The organism is Sphingopyxis sp., from assembly GCF_019459305.1.
Taxonomy (GTDB): Bacteria; Pseudomonadota; Alphaproteobacteria; order Sphingomonadales; family Sphingomonadaceae; genus Sphingopyxis.
Window position 1 is genome coordinate 1 of sequence record NZ_JAIBES010000003.1, and the last position, 1194, is coordinate 1194.

Sequence of the window (1194 nt, forward strand, 5' to 3'; positions counted from 1 at the left end):
TAGAGCGTCGTGCTTTTAATCTGCAACATATCCAGCTTCCTTGAGGTAATTCCGGCATTCTTCTGGTGAGTAGAGTTCGCAGATCGAGCCGACGGCTTGCCAGAGGGCCTCGATGGTTCGTGCCTGGGCTTTTCGCAGATGAGCCTTGAGCTTGGCGAAGGCCATTTCGATGGGATTGAGGTCGGGGCTGTACGGCGGCAGGAAGAGGAACCACGCGCCGCGTTCCTTGAGGATGGCCTTGGCCTTCTCGCTCTTGTGGCTCGATAGATTGTCAAGAATGACCATGTCGCCGGGCCGCAGCGTCGGCGCGAGCTGGGTTTCGACATAGGTCTCGAAGAGACGCCGGTTCATCGGAGCGTCGATCACCCAAGGGGCGGTGAGCCCGTCATGACGCAGCGCGGCGATGAAGGTTTGCGTTCCCCAATGACCGAACGGCGCGGTCATCCGCAGCCGCTGCCCCCGGCGCGACCGGCCGCGCAGGCGGGTCATCTTCGTCGTCGTCCCGGTTTCGTCGATGAACACGAGCCTTTCGGGCCGCTTCTTCATCCAGGGCTGGCGATATCCGCTCCATACCCGCCGCGCGCGGGCAACGTCAGCGCGATCGGCTTCGCTCGCCAGCAGTGTTTTTTTTGACGGTAAAACCGTGCCGGAGCAGCAACCGCGATAGCGATGCCGGGTGCGCTTTCACCCCCCGTTCCGCAAAAAGACGCGCCGCCAACTCGGGCATCGTGATGTCTCCATTCGCCTCGACCCAACCGATCAGCACATCGGCATGGCGATCAAGCATACCGCTCCCCCTCGGACGGCCCTGACATGCAGGCGCCACCGATCCCGTCTGCGCCTTACGCTGCGCCAGGCGAACCGCCGTCGCCGCGCTCACCCCAAAGCGACGCGCCGCAGCACGGCGCGAGCTTCCTCGCTCTATCTCGCCAACGATCCGATCCCGAAGATCAACCGAACTGCTCTTGCCCATGATCCACCTCCAACAACGGTGAATCATAAATCCGCACTAAAGAGAATCCCCGCGATTCAGATTAATAACGCGACGCTCTAATACTACAGTTGCATTTAATGTCGTGTTCTTCGGTGACATTGAGCCGCGATCGCTTGGTGGGTTTGGCGCCATCGGGACCAAGCCCAGATGAAGGCGGGATGGTGTTGAGCCGCGAATATGAGCTTTGCGATGAGGCGCCT

1 protein-coding gene is annotated in these 1194 nt (G+C 60.8%); it reads right to left on the minus strand.

Going from position 1 to position 1194, the window contains the following annotated elements; all coding sequences use genetic code 11:
• Nucleotides 1–15 precede the first annotated feature (15 nt).
• A protein-coding gene (locus tag K0M74_RS00230) for an IS630 family transposase (RefSeq protein WP_293966811.1) occupies nucleotides 16–973 on the minus strand; the annotation gives its coding sequence in 2 pieces (ribosomal slippage) (nucleotides 16–616 and nucleotides 615–973; 960 coding nt in all).
• Nucleotides 974–1194: the final 221 nt, after the last annotated feature.